Origin of the sequence: Pseudomonas sp. FSL W5-0299 (assembly GCF_005930655.1) — a bacterium.
Taxonomy (GTDB): Bacteria; Pseudomonadota; Gammaproteobacteria; order Pseudomonadales; family Pseudomonadaceae; genus Aquipseudomonas; species Aquipseudomonas mandelii.
In genome coordinates this window covers 116483-132808 of sequence record NZ_RXHX01000004.1, presented here as the reverse complement: position 1 = coordinate 132808, position 16326 = coordinate 116483, and the positions used below count along the sequence as shown (strand labels likewise).

At 60.1% G+C, this 16326-nt stretch carries 18 protein-coding genes; 10 read left to right on the top strand and 8 right to left on the bottom strand.

Annotation, left to right across the window (positions count from 1 at the left end):
* The first annotated feature begins 26 nt into the window (after window positions 1-26).
* Window positions 27-617 (top strand): Ig-like domain-containing protein, encoded by a 591-nt coding sequence (locus tag FHL16_RS07650; protein WP_077747926.1) that lies wholly within the window; start codon window positions 27-29, stop codon window positions 615-617.
* Window positions 618-718: 101 nt separating this feature from the next.
* Here the strand turns inward: FHL16_RS07650 and FHL16_RS07645 are convergent, their stop codons facing one another.
* Window positions 719-1765 carry a patatin-like phospholipase family protein gene (locus FHL16_RS07645; RefSeq protein WP_077747925.1) on the bottom strand — a complete coding sequence of 349 codons (1047 nt, stop codon included), beginning with the start codon at window positions 1763-1765 and terminating at the stop codon, window positions 719-721.
* A 223-nt stretch (window positions 1766-1988) separates the two neighbouring features.
* Between FHL16_RS07645 and FHL16_RS07640 the strand changes: the two genes are divergently transcribed.
* From FHL16_RS07640 to FHL16_RS07630, 3 genes are all read left to right on the top strand, one after another.
* Window positions 1989-2267, top strand: a complete 279-nt coding sequence (locus tag FHL16_RS07640) for a hypothetical protein (RefSeq protein ID WP_010461623.1) — start codon at window positions 1989-1991, stop codon at window positions 2265-2267.
* Window positions 2268-2312: 45 nt separating this feature from the next.
* A complete protein-coding gene (locus FHL16_RS07635) occupies window positions 2313-3080 on the top strand; it encodes a CHAD domain-containing protein (protein ID WP_010461622.1) in 768 nt (255 codons plus the stop codon).
* A 232-nt stretch (window positions 3081-3312) separates the two neighbouring features.
* Window positions 3313-4110, top strand: coding sequence for an acyl-CoA thioesterase (locus FHL16_RS07630; RefSeq protein WP_010461621.1), 798 nt, complete (start codon window positions 3313-3315; stop codon window positions 4108-4110).
* On the opposite strand, the gene FHL16_RS07625 is transcribed toward FHL16_RS07630, so the two are convergent.
* The 3 genes from FHL16_RS07625 to FHL16_RS07615 all read right to left on the bottom strand — a co-directional run bounded on the left by FHL16_RS07625 (window position 4111) and on the right by FHL16_RS07615 (window position 7181).
* Window positions 4111-4476 carry a terminase gene (locus FHL16_RS07625; RefSeq protein WP_010461619.1) on the bottom strand — a complete coding sequence of 122 codons (366 nt, stop codon included), beginning with the start codon at window positions 4474-4476 and terminating at the stop codon, window positions 4111-4113.
* A gap of 209 nt (window positions 4477-4685) precedes the next feature.
* Entirely contained in the window at window positions 4686-6167 is a 1482-nt protein-coding gene (locus tag FHL16_RS07620; RefSeq protein ID WP_077747924.1) for a methyl-accepting chemotaxis protein, read from the bottom strand.
* Between the two features lie 204 nt (window positions 6168-6371).
* On the bottom strand, window positions 6372-7181 hold the full coding sequence (locus tag FHL16_RS07615) for a TatD family hydrolase (protein WP_077747923.1): 810 nt from the start codon (window positions 7179-7181) through the stop codon (window positions 6372-6374).
* 235 nt (window positions 7182-7416) lie between these two features.
* Between FHL16_RS07615 and FHL16_RS07610 the strand changes: the two genes are divergently transcribed.
* The 3 genes from FHL16_RS07610 to FHL16_RS07600 all read left to right on the top strand — a co-directional run bounded on the left by FHL16_RS07610 (window position 7417) and on the right by FHL16_RS07600 (window position 9932).
* Window positions 7417-8838 (top strand): transglycosylase SLT domain-containing protein, encoded by a 1422-nt coding sequence (locus tag FHL16_RS07610; protein ID WP_077747922.1) that lies wholly within the window; start codon window positions 7417-7419, stop codon window positions 8836-8838.
* 103 nt (window positions 8839-8941) lie between these two features.
* Entirely contained in the window at window positions 8942-9376 is a 435-nt protein-coding gene (locus tag FHL16_RS07605) for a DoxX family protein (RefSeq protein WP_077747921.1), read from the top strand.
* 247 nt (window positions 9377-9623) lie between these two features.
* Entirely contained in the window at window positions 9624-9932 is a 309-nt protein-coding gene (locus FHL16_RS07600; protein ID WP_010461613.1) for a hypothetical protein, read from the top strand.
* A 4-nt stretch (window positions 9933-9936) separates the two neighbouring features.
* On the opposite strand, the gene greB is transcribed toward FHL16_RS07600, so the two are convergent.
* From greB to FHL16_RS07585, 3 genes are read right to left on the bottom strand one after another with little or no spacing between them, the layout of a single operon-like run.
* Window positions 9937-10434 carry a transcription elongation factor GreB gene (gene greB, locus FHL16_RS07595; protein ID WP_007943614.1) on the bottom strand — a complete coding sequence of 166 codons (498 nt, stop codon included), beginning with the start codon at window positions 10432-10434 and terminating at the stop codon, window positions 9937-9939.
* A gap of 34 nt (window positions 10435-10468) precedes the next feature.
* Window positions 10469-12973: an ABC transporter permease gene (locus FHL16_RS07590; RefSeq protein ID WP_077747920.1), complete on the bottom strand. Its 2505-nt coding sequence runs from the start codon at window positions 12971-12973 to the stop codon at window positions 10469-10471.
* Window positions 12973-13656 carry an ABC transporter ATP-binding protein gene (locus FHL16_RS07585; protein WP_010461353.1) on the bottom strand — a complete coding sequence of 228 codons (684 nt, stop codon included), beginning with the start codon at window positions 13654-13656 and terminating at the stop codon, window positions 12973-12975. The genes FHL16_RS07590 and FHL16_RS07585 overlap by 1 nt, the downstream gene beginning before the upstream one ends.
* A 10-nt stretch (window positions 13657-13666) precedes the next feature.
* Between FHL16_RS07585 and FHL16_RS07580 the strand changes: the two genes are divergently transcribed.
* The 3 genes from FHL16_RS07580 to FHL16_RS07570 all read left to right on the top strand — a co-directional run bounded on the left by FHL16_RS07580 (window position 13667) and on the right by FHL16_RS07570 (window position 15696).
* Window positions 13667-14272 (top strand): arylesterase, encoded by a 606-nt coding sequence (locus tag FHL16_RS07580; RefSeq protein WP_010461351.1) that lies wholly within the window; start codon window positions 13667-13669, stop codon window positions 14270-14272.
* A gap of 56 nt (window positions 14273-14328) precedes the next feature.
* The gene (locus FHL16_RS07575) at window positions 14329-14622 is read left to right on the top strand and encodes a hypothetical protein (protein ID WP_003226812.1); all 294 of its coding nucleotides are present in this window, start codon (window positions 14329-14331) and stop codon (window positions 14620-14622) included.
* A gap of 102 nt (window positions 14623-14724) precedes the next feature.
* Window positions 14725-15696: a L,D-transpeptidase family protein gene (locus tag FHL16_RS07570; protein WP_010461344.1), complete on the top strand. Its 972-nt coding sequence runs from the start codon at window positions 14725-14727 to the stop codon at window positions 15694-15696.
* 122 nt (window positions 15697-15818) lie between these two features.
* On the opposite strand, the gene oprI is transcribed toward FHL16_RS07570, so the two are convergent.
* Complete coding sequence (gene oprI, locus FHL16_RS07565) at window positions 15819-16070, bottom strand: outer membrane lipoprotei OprI (protein WP_002553018.1); 252 nt, start codon at window positions 16068-16070, stop codon at window positions 15819-15821.
* Between the last annotated feature and the right edge of the window lie 256 nt (window positions 16071-16326).

The following is a 16326-nucleotide window of genomic DNA, read 5'->3' as shown; positions in this document are numbered from 1 at the left end:
AACCGGTTTATTGAATTGGAGCAGGTATGGAAACGCACAAACCTTTGGAAATGGATGAATCAGAGGCGCTTGTATCAGGAACGGTTTATTCACTGAAATCGTTCCCGAATCTGGAGCCGGTATCAGCGCCAGATACCACTTTTCAACGTCAGCCTGCAGGCGGTAAGAAACCGTACTTCTACGAAGTGAATGATCCGCAAATCGCTCACGTTAATCAGGAGGGGGTTGTCAGCGCGTTACGCTCGGGACAGGTAACCGTGACGGTCACTGACGCGGCGGGTCAGTCCAAAAGTTACATCGTGAAAATCCCGAAAGGGAAAGACTTTTTCGTTTTTGGTACTGCAAGGCTGCGTTCGTTACTGGATGATGCCAATAGAGAACTAGTGCAGCTTTCAAATCTCGATGATTTGAGGGTTCTTTATCAACGCTTTGGCAATCGGTGGCCTTTGGGGGACGGGCAGCTTTGGTCGACGACGGGTTCATCGGAAGAACCAGAGCCGCCACCGCCGCACCCGATAGAAACAGGTCACAATTACTACACGAAGGATATGAAAAGCGGCATTGAACAGACAAACGACAGTGGTCATGTCTTTACTGCGATTGGTAGGAAACTGTAAGGCTACTTGCCCTCTAAATCATTTTGGGGAGCTGCACGACAAGCTCCCTTCGATTTGCCTTGGCCAAAGTGCCACCGCAAGCGCTTGCGGCACATTGAATATCAGTGTTGACCGTTCTGCTCATTTTCATAACGATCCAGCGTATCCCGCGCAATCTCCCGCCCCAGCGCGATCAACTCCGGCGCCTTGTAAAACTCGAAAAACCGGCACACCCGTTTCGGCACGTTGATCAGGATGTCCGGCGGATACCCGGCAATCTTGTACTGCGCCAACGACGTCTGCATTACCTCGAAACTCTGGTTGATCAGGTCCAGCAACGACGCCGGGCCCACGTTGTCGATGATGAACGAACCTGTGGCGGATTTCGGTGCGCCTTCGTGTTCGGGGGCGGCTGCCGGTTGCTGGGCTTCGGGTTCGGCGGATTCGATCCAGGGGTTGATGTCGGCCGCTTCGGCCATCAACGCTTCCTTTTCCAGCAGCAGCAATTGTTCGGCCTGCTTGCGGCGGAACGGCATTTTTGAACCCAGGGAATTGATCAGGCTGTCGAACCGGGTCTTGAACGCGGGCGGACGCTGAATCACCGGCAGTTTATAGTGGCGCTGGTTGGTGGAGTTGAGGTTGACCGCAATGATCAGGTCGCAATGGCTCGACACCACGGGCACGATCGGCAAAGGGTTGAGAATGCCGCCGTCCACCAGCATGCGATTGCCCTGCATCACGGGTGTGAACAGGCTCGGAATCGCTGCCGAGGCCCGCATGGCCTGGTGCAGGCAGCCTTCCTGGAACCAGATTTCCTGCTGGTTGGTCAGGTCCGTAGCCACTGCGGTGTAAGGGATGCGCAGGTCTTCGATGTTGATCTCGCCGACGATCTTGCGAATCTGCCCGAACACTTTCTCCCCGCGAATCGCGCCCAGACGAAAACTGACGTCTACCAGACGCAAGACGTCTAGGTAGTCCAGGCTTTCGATCCAGTCGCGATAATCGTCAAGCTTGCCGGCGGCGTAGATCCCGCCGACCACGGCGCCCATCGAGCATCCTGCAATGCAGGCGATGTCGTAGCCGCGCCGTTCGATTTCTTCAATGACACCGATATGGGCATAGCCCCGGGCCCCGCCTGAGCCCAGCACCAGTGCGACACGCTTTTTCATGAATCGCCCTCGTCTGACAAGGTTCAACAATGCACCCATCACGGGGCGCGCTTCAATCGCTTAGGTCGCTTGGTGGGCAAAGGGCGTCGTTTTTTCGACACTCCATGGCGGCGCATGGGTATTCTCAAGCACACTTGACGTTTGCGCGGCGGGGCCAAGGCACTTTTCACGTGCCAGACCGTCTTACCAGCACGACTGTTTACCTAATGTTGAGGTGTGAGTGATGAAAGCCTGGATTTGCGTGCCATTGATTGCCCTGGCGCTTGCCGGTTGTGCCGGCAAAACCGCTTATCGTGACAGCTGCGGTAGTGGACTCGATGCGGCGTGGCATGAACTGGACCTGGCCAAGGCCGAGGGGTTCGCCGGCACCGTCAGCTACTCCAAGGCCCTGTCGCTGTTGACGGCGGCCAAGACCCAGCAGCAATTCGAAGGCTTCGAAGGCTGCACCAAGAAAGCCGAGAAGGCCCGCTTCTATATTCGTGAGTCACGTGCCGGCCGTTGAGGCATGATGTAGGGAATAGTGGACATTCGATTCAGGGAGCAAGCGATGTCGGCCTTGGTTGATCGGTTGGTGGCTCAAGTACTGAGTCTGGAAGTTCGTCTGCTGGCTTGCCAGGCGCGCCTGAGTGCGCGCACCGACCCGGAAGCGTTGCACGAGCTGCGCACCACGGTTCGCCGGCTGCGCAGTCTGTTGCGACCGTTGCGCGGGCTGCCTGGCGTCGAGCAACTGGAGGCGGCGTCGTCCCGGGTTGGCGAGTTGACCACGCCGTTGCGTGATCGCGAGGTGCTGGCGGCCTACTTGCTCAAGAACGGTCAACCCGAGGCCGCGCAACGACGTATGGCGCAGATGGCCAAGGCGTATCCGGCGGTGGCGACAAGCCCCGAGGTCACGCAGTTACTGATGATTCTCGACGCGTTTCCGCGTTTCCTCCGTGCTTCCCAGCGTCAGGGCCTGCTCAAGGGCCTGCGCAAACGCATCGAAAAGCGCCTCGCCAAGCAATGGAAGAAACTCGATCAGGCCCTGCACGATCCTGCCCATGATCGCCATCGCTTGCGTCTGTTGATCAAGCGCGTGCGCTACGGCATTGACGCCTACCCCGAACTTGACCGATTGCCCGACGCGGCGATGCCACGTTTGAAGTCGGCACAAGGTGCCCTGGGTGAGTGGCATGACTGTTTTCAATGGCTGGCCAGGGCTGAACAAGAGCCTGATCTGCACCCGTGTGTCGCCGTCTGGAAAACCACCATGGCCAAGGCCGAGGAGCGCGCCGACCGCGTTCTCGACAAACTCAGCGATGCCTGCTTCAAATCCTGAAACCACCCCGATCAAATGTGGGAGCGAGCCTGCTCGCGAAAGCGGTGTATCAGTCGGCATCAGAGCTGGCTGACAGACCGGTTTCGCGAGCAGGCTCGCTCCCACAGTGGTTTGGGTGTTGAACCAGGGACAAGCACGGCTCATCTGTCAGTGCTTTTGGCCGGAATAAGCGCTGTGCCGCCTGCGCTGGCTGGTTAAGATCTCTCCATCCTTTTTCCGCACTGAGGTTTCCATGCGCTTTTCCGATCTGCTCGACGCCGTCCGCAGCCAGCCGCTGGCGCTGTCTATTCCGGCCGGATGGGCTCAGGGGCGTGCCAGTTTCGGTGGCCTGGTGGCCGCGTTGCAATACGAAGCCATGCGCGCAAAAGTCCCGGCGGATCGGCCGGTGCGTTCGCTGGCGATCACCTTTGTCGGGCCAGTCGAACCCGAAGTGCCGGTCAGTTTTGAGGTCGATGTGTTGCGCGAAGGCAAAGCCGTCAGCCAGGTGCTGGGCCGGGCGATGCAAAAGGGGCAAGTGGTGACGTTGATCCAGGGCAGCTTTGGTGCCTCGCGACCTTCCGAAGTGGCGGTCGCGGCCGAGCCGGCACCTGAAATGAAGCACTGGGACGATTGCCAGGAACTGCCTTATATCAAAGGCGTACTACCGGAATTCATGCAGCATCTGGCGATGCGCTGGAGTGTCGGCGGTCTGCCGTTCACCGGCAACAAATCCCGCGATATGGGCGGCTGGGTGCGTTTGCGTGGGGACGTGAAGGAAGAGGCGCTCGGCGAGTCGCATATTTTGGCGCTGGTGGACGCCTGGCCACCGGCCCTGTTGCCACACCTGAGCAAACCCGCGATGGGCAGCACGCTGACCTGGACCATAGAATTCGTCCAGCCGTTGCTCGAGTTGAGTACGCTGGACTGGTGCAAATACCTGGTGGAAATCGAGCATGGCGCTGACGGCTACGGTCACGCGGCCGCGAAACTGTGGAGCGCGGATGGTCAGTTGATCGCCATGAGCCGGCAGACGGTGACGATTTTCGCCTGATCAATGACGACGGTGGCGCTCACGCCAGGCGCGCCACCAGCCGCCGCTGAGGAAAAACCGTGGAAAGGTCAGGAACTGCTCGACCAGCAAGCGCGATAGCGCATCCTTACGATCACTGAACGGCTCGGAGGCTTGCGTCTCCAGGCTGTGGCCGTGGCGCTGCAAGCCTAATGCAGCGATCACGCCAATGACACCGATGGCGAAGTTCACGAAGTTCAGGCCGAACACCCCGGAAACAATCAGCAAAAACGCCACGATGAATAGCGGCACGGCAATCAGGTGCAACACCAGATTGGTCGGGTGCTGGTGATTGCCCGGGTAGGCGCGCCATTGCCAGGCGGGTAGGTTGGGGTGACGTTTGCCCATGATGCTAATCCTCGATCCATGTTGAACACATGATTGAAGAATAGGCTTGGCCACTGCGGGCGGCGAATCAAGGTTGGCTATCGGAGTGATAGCGGCCATGGTCGGGATTGATTGTGACCGGTCTGACGCCTTCGCGGGCAAGCCTCGCTCCTACAATAACAAAAGCGTCGCCAACCCTTGTAGGCGCGAGGCTTGCCCGCGAAGAGGCCTTACAGCTTGAGCTGCCCGATCGCCTTGTTCAACTCCCCAGCCAACGCTGCCAAATCATTACTGGTCGTCGCCGAATCCACCGTTTGCTGCACGGTGTTCTCAGTCACGTCCCGAATACTCACCACCGCCCGGTTCATTTCTTCCGCGACCTGACTCTGCTGCTCGGCCGCCACCGCAATCTGGGTATTGCTTTCGCGCATCTGTGCCACCGCGCTGGTGATTTGTGCCAGCGCGACACCAGCCTCTTGGGCCTGTTGCACGCAGTCGTCAGCCTTGAATGAGCTTTCCTGCATGAAGTCCACCGCGTCCCGAGTCCCGGCCTGCAGCGCGGAGACCATGATCGTGATCTCGTCGGTCGAAGTTTGCACGCGCTTGGCCAGGTTGCGCACTTCATCGGCGACCACCGCAAAGCCACGGCCCATGTCGCCGGCGCGGGCCGCTTCGATCGCCGCATTCAGGGCCAGCAGATTGGTCTGCTCGGCAATGCTGTGAATCACGCCGACCACGCCGTTGATTTTCTGACTGTCCTCGGCCAGGCGCTGGATCATCTCGGCCGTCTGCTGCACGCCGCTGGACAACCCGGCGATGGATTTCTGTACCCGGCTGACCACTTCCTGCCCGCTACCGGCCAAGGTATCGGCGGTTTGCGAGAGGTCGCGGGTCGCGCCGGCATGCTGGGCGATGTGATAGACAGTGGCGGTCATTTCGTTGATCGCCGTGGCGGCCTGATCGGTTTCGCTTTGCTGTCCGAGCATGCCGTGACGCACCTCGTTCATGCTTGAGGCCAGTCGTGCCGCGCCGACATCCAGTTGCCGGGCAGTGCTGGCAACGGTGTTGACTACTCGCTGGTATCCGGCCTGCATCGCGTTGAAGGCATTGGCCATCTGCCCGACCTCGTCCTTGCAGGCGAGTGGCACACGGGCTGACAGGTCGCCGGTTTTCTCGACGTGGAGCATCACATCTTTCAAGGTGTTGAGTTGGCTCAGCAGGAAGCGGATCAATAGCTGCGAAGCGGCCAGCATCGCCAGCATCAGGATGAACACCGCCACCGCGTAATTGGCGAAGCGTTCGCCAAACACCTGGCTCAGGCTCGGGCCATGGGCGATCACCGCGATCTGCTGACCGTCGGGGCGGGAGAACACCTCGGCGCCCATCAACGGGTTGTCGCCGAACAGCGGCATTGAATTGATCTTGACCCAGCCCTTGGCATCGGCCAGTTCCAGCACCGGCTGCTCGTTCAGCAACGGCGCCTGTCCGCGACTGTAGGTCAGCAGGTTATCGGCCTTGGGCAGCGGTTGTCCGGCAGGCCAGGCATTGAGCAAGCGAGCCTGCGCCTGAGCCGACACTTGAGAGGCGTGGCTGCGGGCCTGTTGTTCGAGCTGCACGGCGTACAGCACCAGCAAGAGGGTAGTGAAGAAGGCGACCGCATTGACCGCCCAGAATTTGTACTTCAGTGAGATGTTGCTAAGCCAGGCACCCATGGAGGTCTTCTCTGATAGCGGAAACAGCATTGGCAAGGTGCCAGCATTGTGCCGCTATGCAGGGATTCCGGACTTGATGTGGATCAACGATCAGCAACCCCCCTGTAGGAGCGAGCCTGCTCGCGATAGCGCCTGTCAGTCACATTAATGTTGGATGTGCCGACGCCCTCGCGAGCAGGCTCGCTCCTACAGGGGGATTTGTGGTTACCGGGGGATTGATGGCAGACCGTAGAACGCGCGAGCGCAGGCGGTGGTGTGGGCGGCCAGTTCCTCTTCCGCTTCCCCCCGATGCAACGCTACTTCCCGCAGCACTTCAGTCAAATATGCCGGTTCATTGCGACCGTTCTTCGGCTTGGGTCGCAAGCTGCGTGGCAACAGATACGGCGCATCGCTCTCCAGCATCAAGCGCCCGCGCTTGATCTCTTTCACCAACGGATGCAGATGCGTGCCCCGGCGCTCGTCGCAGATCCAGCCGGTGATGCCGATGTGCAAATCCAGATCGAGGTAGCTGAACAGCGCCTTCTTTTCCCCGGTGAAGCAATGCACCACCGCCGCCGGCAGCTGATCGCGGTAATCACGGAGAATTTCCAGCAGTCGCTGACTGGCATCGCGCTCATGAAGGAACACCGGCAATTGCAGCTCCACCGCCATCGCCAGGTGCTCTTCGAGGACTTTTTCCTGCTGGGGACGCGGCGAGAAATCGCGATTGAAATCCAGCCCGCATTCACCCACGGCTACCACGTTGGGTTCCTTGAGCAAACTGCGCAGGCGCTGGTCGCTGTCGGCGTTCCAGTCGCTGGCCGAATGAGGGTGAATGCCTGCGGTGGCGAACAGTCGCTGGGCCGTTTCGTCCAGTTGCCGGCAGAGCTCCAGCGCCTGCTCGCTGCCTTCGACACTGGTGCCGGTCAGGACCAATTGGCAGACCCCCGCGGCATACGCGCGATCGAGTACGGCCTGGTGCTTATCCGCAAAACTGGGGTTGGTCAGGTTGACGCCGATATCGATGAGTTGCATGGTGCTACCTCGGACCAAAGGCCGGAAAGCATATCAGAGCTGTAGATTTATAAGAAAAGCCAAGAACTACAACGAGTTAAGGCTGTCTCTTGATGCCGCGAGACACGCAGGGGTGGCCAGGGTGCCATCACTGTGCCAGTCTTTTGCACTTTGTCAGCGCTCAAGGCGCTCTGTTTCTGTCGTTCGATTTCATGAAAATTCATGAGGTCGGCCCAGTATTCTTTCCGGAGAGTGGATGACACGTCCCTCGATGTTGCTACTGCTGTGCTGTTCGTTGCTGCTGCCGATGCCGGCGGTTGCGCGTCTGGCCGGCCCGCTGCAAGCCGTGCCGGCGGCCAAGGTCCGTGACCTGGCGGAGATTCGCAGCAGTCGTGTGCTGCGGGTGCTGGTCAACCAGAGCCGCAACAGTTCCGGTGAAGTCCAGGGCCAGGCCATCGGCGTCGAATACCACCGCCTGCGCGCCTTCGAGCAATACCTCAACGGTCACGCCCGTGACGGGCAGGAAATAACCCTCAAGATCATTCCCAAAGGCAAGGACCAACTGCTCGGTGCCTTGCAACGCGGGGAGGGCGACCTGGTGGCGCCGGGGGAACTGCTCGATTTGCAACCGGGCCATGCGGTCAGCAGCAGTGAACCGATTGCCAGCAACATCCCGTTGGTGCTGGTGGGCATCAAGGGTGAGCGCCGTTACACCCGCGTCGAACAACTCTCGGGTAAGACCCTGGCGCTGCCCACCGGCAGCGCGGCCGGGGATGCGGTCAGTCAGATCAATTCAAAGCTGGCGCTGCACAAACTGGCACCGATGAAAATCGAATGGGTCGACCCCAGTCTGGCGGTCGAAGACGTTCTGGAAATGGTCCAGGGCGGGATCTTTCACCTGACCATCGTCGAGCAGCCGATTGCCGAGCGCTGGGGCAAGATCCTGCCCAAATTACGTCTCGATAAGCAGGTGTCGATCAGCGATCCGGGTGAAGAGTTCTGGTTTGTGCGACGCGATGCTTCGATGCTGCGCGCGAGCATCGATCGCTTCCTGACGACCTACAAGAAGCCGTCGGACCAGGATGCGGCGTTCCTGCGCATCTATCGACGTCTGTATCAAGTGCACTATCCATTGGCCAAGGCTGATCGGCAGCGTCTGGAAAAACTTCGCCCGGTGCTGCAAAAGCACGCAGATGCCCAGGGCATGGACTGGCTGAACCTGGCAGCATTGGCTTTTAAGGAGTCTGCCCTGCAACCCAACGCCCGAAGCGGCAGCGGCCCCACCGGCCTGATGCAGATCACTCCGTCCGCCGCCCAGCGCGTCGGGGTCAACAACATTCAGAACCTCGACGCCAATGTGCAGGCCGGGGCCAAGTACCTGGCAATGATCCGACGCAAGTTCTTCGCAAGCCCCAAACTCAACGAGCGCGAGCGCATGGCGTTTGTGCTGGCGGCTTACAACATGGGGCCGGAACGGGTGCAGGGCATGCGCGCCGAAGCCCGGCGCCGAGGCCTGAATCCCAATCAGTGGTTCTTCCAGGTCGAGCGCATTGCAATGGAGCAGGTGGGAATGGGTGCCGTCAGCTATGTTAATAGCGTGAACAAGTATTACTTGGCGTTCGATCGTGAGAGGGAATCGTTGGAGCCGCAGGGGCAGAAAGTTGCCTCACGGAAATGATCGGCTAAACTGATTGTTATGTCGCAAATATTGCGCTTTTAACATTTGTTTTATCGATTAGTATGACGGCCAACCAACACACAATCACTATGGATGACACAGCATGAGCACACTGATCAACAAGGTACTGTTTACCCGCGCTGGCTACGGCTTGACCGTTCTGCGAATCTTCGTCGGCATCATCTTTGCTGCTCACGGTGCGCAGAAACTCTTCGGCATGTTCGGTGGCTACGGCATAGCCGGCACCGCGCAGTACATGGAAAGTCTGGGTCTGGCACCGGGTCACCTGATGGCGATCCTGTCCGGTGGTACCGAGTTCTTCGGCGGTCTGGCCCTGATCATAGGTCTGCTGGTACGTCCGGCAGCACTGGGGCTGACCATCCTTTCGCTGGTCGCCATTTTTACCGTGCACATCAGCCACGGCCTGTTCATGACCAACAACGGTTATGAATTCGCCCTGGCCTTGCTCGGCGGCAGCATCGCGGTACTGATCGAGGGTGCCGGCAAACTGTCGGTAGACCGCGCGATCGCTGACTGACCGCTCTGGCTCAACGAAAAGGCCCGCATTGCGCGGGCCTTTTTGTTGCGCGTCATTCTTGACACTGTCCGGTCAGCTTCTCTAGGATGCTGCTCATGCGCCGATTTAAACAGCTACTTGCGGGGCGCCAGGTAACTCATCCAGTTGCCGATAGAAGCTAGTAACAGGCTTCGAAATACCGCTAAAGCGCTGGTTCGGTGTTGCCTCTCACCTGCCATGCAGACTTTTGAGGCAGAGACACGACCCAATGAATGCACTAAGCCCCGTTGTACGCCCCGCGCCGATCACGGCACACCTCACCCAGCGCAACCCCAAAATCCTGCTTGGCGGAAAACATCAGCCGACGCTCCTGCGTTATCTCGATGGCTGGCCACGTCGTACCGGCGGCCCTGCAGCGTTCCTGATCCAGTTTGTCGAAGACGGTGAATCACTGGCGCGGTTTGCCAGCGACAGTTTTGATCTGGCGGTGATTCAATCGCCCAGCGTCGAAGAGGCACCAGAGGTGATCAGGCAGCTGACCCGGGTTGCCCGGCAAGGTTTGATCACGCGCCGCTGAAGCTTTAGAGATACTCGATCGCCACGATATACACGCACTGTTCACCGGTGGGTGTCTGGACCCGAACCTCGGCGTCCAGCGCCTTGCCGATCAACGCGCGGGCGAGCGGCGAGTCGATGCTGATCAGGCCCAGTTTCAAGTCCAGCTCATCCGGCCCGACAATACGATAGCGTGACTCTTTGCCGTCTTCATCTTCGATGGTGACCCAGGCGCCGAAGTAGACCTTGTTCGGGTCGCTTGGCTTCTCGCTGACAACCTTCAGTGCTTCGAGACGCTTGGTGAGAAAGCGCACGCGACTGTCGATTTCGCGCAGCATCTTTTTACCGTAGGTGTACTCGGCGTTTTCCGAACGATCGCCCTGTGCCGCTGCCTCGCTGACCGATTGCGTCACCTGAGGCCGACGGACATGCCAGAGCTCATGAAACTCGGCCCGCATTCGCGCTTCACCTTCCGGGGTGATCAGCGCGGTGCCTGCGGGGCGGGGAGGGCGATAACGGCTCATGGCAACTTCTTGTGAGGGGAGAGTCTTGAGTCTATCAACCCTCGCGCAACACTGTCAGGGGGCTGGCGTTCAGCGCGCGACGGGTACCGAATACACCGGCGCCGCCGATCAACACTGCGCCAATCAACGGCAACACCAACAGCCACGGATGTGGATGCCACGGCAGGTCGAAGGCGTAGCGATAAAGCACCAGGCTCACCAGTTCTGACCCCAACGCCGCCAACAGGCCACTGACCGCGCCGAGCAAACCGAACTCGATCCGCCGCGCCTTGACCAGCAGTTGCCGTTCGGCCCCCAGTGCTCGCAGCAGCGCGCCTTGGCGAATGCGCTCATCGAGAGTCGCCTGCAAGCCCGAGAACAACACCGCCATCCCCGCCGCCAATACAAACAGCAGCACGTATTCCACGGCCAAGGTGACTTGGGCGAGGATGCTGCGCAGCTGCTCCAGCAAGGCTTCGACTTGCAGGATGGTGACCGCCGGGAAGGCCCTGGACAGGTCGACAATCTGCTGGTCGTGACCCGCCGCCAGATAGAAACTGGTCAGGTAGGTCGCCGGCAAATCCTTCAACGTGCCAGGCTGGAAGATCATGAAAAAGTTCGGCTGGAAGTTGTCCCAGTTGATCTCCCGCAGACTGGTGACTTTCGCTTCGCGATTGGCTCCGCCGACGGTAAAAACCATGTGATCGCCAAGCTTGAGCTTCAGGCTTTCGGCGACCTTGCCTTCCACCGACACGCCAGGAACGTCATCGGCTGGCTGTTCGCTCCACCAGTTGCCCGCTGTGAGCTTGTTGCCCGCCGGAAGGTCCGCGGCCCAGGTCAGGCTCAGGTCGCGCTGGATAGCCCGGTCACCCGCCGAATCCTTGCTGACGATTTCCTGTACCGGCTCGCCGTTGATGCTGATCAGTCGTCCCGGCACCACCGGGTACAGCGGCGCCGATTGGGCTGACAGCTCGATCAGTCGATCGGTGAAGGCCTGTTTGTCGGCGGGCAGGATGTTCAGGGCGAAATAGTTCGGTGCGTTTTTCGGTAACTGGTTCTGCCAGGTGTCCAGTAACTCGCCACGCAGCAAAGCGATCAGCGCCATGGACAACAGGATCAAACCGAAGGCCAAGGCTTGTCCGGCCGCCGCCAGTGGATGACGCAGCAGTTGGCCTAGCCCGAGGCGCCAGGGCAATGAAGCGCGTGCCAGCATCCGACGCAAGCTTTTGAGTAGCAGCAACAGCAACCCGCCGAGTATGACCGCCGCGATCACGCCGCCGCCGAGCAGGGCGAAGGTCAGCACCAGGTCGAGGCTCAGGCGCCACATGATCAGGCCGAGGGCGCCCAGCGCAGCGCCATAGACCATCCAGGTGCTGGAAGGAATCGGCAGCATGTCTCGACGCAGCACCCGCAGTGGCGGAACTCGACCGAGAGCAGCCAGTGGCGGCAGGGCAAAACCGGCCAAGGCCACCAGCCCGGTGCCGATCCCGGCGATGGCAGGAAACAGACCGCCCGGAGGTACGTCGGTTGGCAACAAATCATGCAGCAACGCGAACAATCCAAGCTGTGCAAGCCAGCCGAGGAGCGCGCCACCGAGGCTGGCGAGCAGGCCAAGTACCGTCAGCTGCAAACTGAACAACACCATGGTTTCCCGACGCGACAGACCCAGGCAACGCAGCAAGGCACTGGCGTCGAATCGGCGAGTGGCGAAGCGTGTTGCCGACAGCGCCACCGCCACGCCGGACAGCAGAACCGCCACCAGGCTGGCCATGTTCAGGTAACGCTCGGCCTTGCCCAGCGCACCGCCGATCTGTCGGTTGCCGTCGCGAGCATCCTGGATGCGCTGGTTGGCAGCCAGGCCGGGTTTGATCAGTTGACGGTAGGTTTCCAGTGCCTCGGCTTTACCGCGCCAGAGTTCGCGGTAACTGACCCGGCTGCCGGGTTGCACCACGCCGGTTGCGGCGAGGTCGCTGAGGTTGATCAGCACCCGTGGCGTGAGGCTGTAGAAATTGCCGGCACGGTCCGGTTCGTAAGTCAGGACGCGGGCCAGTTTCAGAGTGCGCAGACCGACATCGATGCTGTCGCCGATCTTCAGGTCGAGCGCGGTCAGCAGTCGCGCTTCGACCCAGGCTTCGCCGGGTTTGGGGCCGCCACCGGCTTCTTCCGGGGCGAAGGGCGCCGGGGCGCTTTTCAGTTCGCCACGCAGCGGATAAACGTCGTCGGCGGCCTTGATGCTGGACAGCTGGATGCCGTTGTCGGTGGCGATGACACTGGAGAACTCGACTACTTGAGCGTGTTCGAGTCCCAGTTCCGTGCCACTTTTGATCTGTTCCGGACGCGCGGGAGAACTGCCTTCAAGCAACAGGTCGGCGCCGAGAAATTCGGTGGCGCGCAACATCATGGCGCCGTTCAGGCGGGCACCGAAGTAACCGATGGCGGTACTCGCCGCCACGGCAACCACCAGGGCGAAGAACAACACGCGCAACTCACCGGCGCGGGCGTCGCGCAGGAGTTGGCGGATGGCAAGGCTGAACAGGCGCAACAGCGGCAGGCGTGCCATCAAGGCTCCAGAGGGGCGACCAGCAGGCCGGCTTCAAGGCGGATCAGGCGCCGGCAGCGATGTGCCAGGCGTTCGTCGTGGGTCACCAGCACCAGGGTCGTGCCGCGTTCCTGGTTGAGTTCGAACAGCAAGTCGCTGATGCGCTCGCCGGTGTGGCTGTCGAGGTTACCGGTGGGCTCATCGGCGAACAGCACATCGGGTTCTGCGGCAAACGCACGGGCAATCGCAACGCGCTGCTGCTCGCCGCCGGAGAGCTGGCGGGGTGAGTGGGTCAGACGCTGGCCCAGGCCAACGCGCTGGAGCAATTGAGTGGCACGTTCGCGGGCATCTTTGCGGCCGTCGAGCTCCAGCGGCAGCATGACGTTTTCCAGTGCGTTCAGGCTGTCCAGCAGTTGAAATGACTGAAACACAAAACCCACATGCTCGGCCCGAATGCGCGCCCGTTGGTCTTCATCGAGATTACTGAGGCTCTGGCCGGCGAGGGTGACTTCACCGCTGCTCGGCAGGTCGAGGCCGGCGAGCAGGCCCAGGAGAGTGGATTTGCCGGAACCGGAGGCGCCAACGATGGCCAGGCTGTCGCCCTTGTTCAGTTCCAGGCTGAGTTCGTGCAGGATAGTCAGTTCACCTTCCGCGCTGGGAACCACTTTGCTGAGGTTCTTCGCGGTGAGAATGCTTGCGCCCATGGAGAATCCGATGCGTGTGTGGTTTTTGAGTGCTGGCCTGGCCTTGATGTGCATGGCCCAGAACGCAGCGGCGGGTACTGTCCTGATCGTTGGCGATAGTATCAGCGCCGGTTTCGGCCTGGATACCCGCTTGGGGTGGGTGTCGCTGCTTGAGCAACGGCTCAAGCGCGAAGGTTTCGACGATAAGGTGGTCAATGCCTCCATCAGCGGCGACACCAGTGCCGGAGGCCAGGCGCGCCTGCCTGCGCTGCTTGCAGAGCATAAGCCTGAGCTGGTGATCCTCGAATTGGGCGGCAACGATGGCCTGCGCGGAATGCCCCCAGCTAATTTGCAACAAAACCTTGCGTCGATGATCGACAGCTCCAGAGACAGTGGCGCCAAGGTGCTTTTGCTCGGCATGCAGTTGCCACCCAACTACGGAGTTCGTTATACCGAGGCTTTTGCGAAGGTCTACAGCGCACTGGCCGAAGAGAAAAACATCCCGCTGGTACCGTTTTTTCTCGACGGCGTGGGCGGTCATCCGGACTTGATGCAGGCCGACGGATTGCACCCGGCTGCGGGCGCTCAGGACAAGTTGCTGGAAAATGTCTGGCCGACACTGAAACCGCTGCTTTGACGCTTTTCTAGCGGCGGTGTTTCGGCTAAGGTGGCGCCCCCGATTTGGAGCCCCCGATGCCGCGTCCTGCCTGGTCCCTTTTTGCCTACCAACTGATCGAGCCTGACGAACAGCTGGATCTGTTCGCCTGCCAGGAAGTGCGGGTGCATCTGGTGACCCGTCAGCTGGAGTTGGGCGGCTCGGCCGATCGAACCTTGTGCGGCAGTCTGCTGCCCGCGCAACCGCGCTGGTCGAGTGTCGACCGCCGGGTGTTCCAGGACCAGCGCCTGTGTTCGCTGTGCCGGGCCATTCTCGAATCGCAGAAGCGCGGCACCTCGCCGATCTGGCCGGAACTGCGTTTCGAGCTTTAGAAGCCGATAGATTGCTTGCTATCGGTCAACTCCCCGATTTTCCAGATGCCAGTGTACAATCGCGTTTTTATACCCTTGTCGATCATGCGAAGGATTTTCCGGATGTTGCCGCGTTTTCCTGCCGTCACCCGCTGCCTGTCTCTTGCCGCCCTTTGTGTGGCGGGCCCCGTAGCCGCATTGGAGCTGCCCCTGCCACCGCCCGGTGAAGACATCATCGGTCAGGTACAAGTGATCAAGGCCAAGTACGAAGACACCTTCGCCGACCTCGGCACCACTTACGATCTGGGCTATTCGGAAATGGTCGCGGCCAACCCTGGCGTCGATGCATGGTTGCCGGGCGCTGGCACCGAGATCGTCCTGCCGACGCGTTTCATCCTGCCACCGGGTCCGCGCGAAGGCATCGTCATCAACCTGGCCGAGTACCGCCTCTACTACTTCCCGAAAGGCCGGAACGTGGTGTACACCTTCCCGCTGGGTATCGGCCGTGAAGGCTGGGGCTCGCCGATTGCCCATACCAGCATCATCGCCAAGACGCCGAATCCGACCTGGACCCCTCCAGCGTCGATCAAGGCCGAGCACGCCGCTGATGGCGATCCGCTGCCGAACGTCGTGCCGGCAGGCCCGGACAATCCACTGGGGCCGTTCAAATTCACCTTGGGCACGCCGGGCTACCTGATCCACGGGTCTAACAAGAAGTTCGGCATCGGCATGCGCACCAGCCACGGCTGCTTCCGCATGTTCAACAACAACGTGCTCGAAATGGCGGGCATGGTGCCGGTCGGGACGTCGGTGCGCATCATCAACGACCCTTACAAGTTTGGCGTCAGTGGGGGCAAGGTGTATCTGGAAGCGCACACCCCGCTGGACGACAACGGCAACCCGTCGGTGGTCGACAAGCACACCGCGGTGATCAACGCGATGCTCAAGCGCGAGGACATCACCAACAACCTGCGCATGAATTGGGATGTGGTGCGTGACGTGGTTGCCGCTGAAGATGGCTTGCCGGTTGAAATCGCAGTGCCGAACGCTTCTACGTCGATGGTGACGAGTGCGCCGATCGATCCGCTGCAGTAAGGCTTGAAAAGAACCCGCCGACGCAGGCCGCGTCGGCGGGTTTTTTATGGCCGGCAGGAAACACCGGGCAAAAAAAAGCCGACCCAAAAATGGGTCGGCTTGATAACAACCCCGAAGGATTATTACTTGCGGCTAGCTTTGTCCAGCATGCGCAGAGCACGCTCGTTAGCTTCGTCAGCAGTCTGTTGTGCTTTTTGAGCAGCAGCCAGAGCTTCATCAGCTTTACGGTAAGCTTCGTCTGCACGAGCCTGGGAGCGAGCTGCTGCGTCTTCAGTAGCAGTCAGACGTGCTTCGGTTTCTTTCGATACGCTGCTGCAACCGGTAGCCAGAACTGCGGCCAGAGCCAGAGCAGAGAATTTCAGAACGTTGTTCATCGTGTTCCCCTTCAAGGACTTTCTATTAAGTAGCTGTCTCCTCAGAGTGAGGAAATAGCCGGCGTACATACTACCCATTACTTCTAGTAAGTAAACTGACGTGTAGCAAGAAGCAAAAAAAATTGTAGGCGTTGATTCTTTTTCGAGCAACTTTTAACTGCGTTGTTTAAAAAATATCCAGCCAGGAGGCCCGAGATGAGCGAGCCGCCTAAAAAAGTTCCGTGCACTCACCGCTGTTTTTCTCATTCTTGGCTAA